The 1124-nt window shown below is 74.4% G+C and carries 1 protein-coding gene; it reads right to left on the reverse strand.

Annotated elements, in window-relative coordinates:
• Positions 1-1124 (reverse strand): PAS domain S-box protein (locus DEIPI_RS31650; protein ID WP_157463720.1); only part of this gene is annotated, 1124 nt, incomplete at both ends.

Below are 1124 nucleotides of genomic sequence, written 5' to 3' on the forward strand. Positions count from 1 at the left end.
CGCGCCGCTCGAGCGCCGCGCTCCAGCGCGAGGGTGAGGCCGCGGCCCACCGCGCGCACCACCTCACGGTCGCGCTCGGACCACACGGGCGTCCCGCGCAGACCCAGCGCGACGATGCCGACCACCGAGTCCTCCACCACGACGGGATACGCGGCGCCCGCGGCGTACTCGTCCGTGACGTCCACACCCTGCGCGTCCCCATCCCAGGCGTCCTCGAAGACCTCGCGCCGCTCGCGCGTCACCCGCGCGAACAGGGGCAGGTCCGCCGGGACGCCCGCCTCGATCATCGCGCGGACGTCCTCGCGCATGTCGTCGGTCATCGCGATGGCCCGCCACACCGGGCCGTCGGGCTCGTAGTACGCGGCGCTCGCGCCGGGAAAGCGGGATTCCAGCACGGAGAGCGCGCGCCGCGCGAGGACGGTCGTGTCCGTGTCCGTGCCCACGGCCCGCGAGTACGACACGAACGCGTCGAGCGCGGCGCGCTGCTCCTCCAGCGCGCGGGTCCGTTCCTCGACGCGGCGCTCGAGTTCCGCGCTGTAGGCCCACAGGGCGTCCTCGGCGGCCTTCTGGGCAGTGAGGTCCTGCACGTAGGCCACCACGAGCGGCCCTCCGTGCTGCTCGTCGCGCGTCAGGACCAGCCCGACCGGGACGAGGCTTCCGTCGCGGCGGCGCATCTCCTTCTCGTAGGGCTCGGACGTGCCCCGCCGCAGGGCCTGATGGAAGGCGCGCTCGTCGACCTCGCGGTACTGCGGGGGCGTCAGCTCGGCCCAGTTGAGCCGTCCCGCCTCGAAGTCCGCGCGGGTGAAGCCGAGGAGCTCCAGGTACGCGTCGTTCGGGTAGCGCAGGCTCCCGTCGATCGCGCCCACGGCGATTCCGACGGGGCTGGCCTCCACCAGACGTCGGAAGCGCTCCTCGCTGCCACGCAGCACTTCCTCCGCGCGGACCTGCTCGGTGACGTCCGTGCTGACCCCCACCCATTCCCGCACCTCGCCCGAGGATCCCAGGACCGGCACGGCGCGCGAGTGCAGCACGCGGTACGTGCCGTCCGCGACGAGGACGCGGTGGCGCACGTCGTACGGGGCGCGTCCCTCCACCGCCCGCCGCCAGGCGTGGACGCTGCGGGC

Source organism: Deinococcus pimensis DSM 21231, from assembly GCF_000519345.1.
GTDB lineage: Bacteria > Deinococcota > Deinococci > Deinococcales > Deinococcaceae > Deinococcus_A > Deinococcus_A pimensis.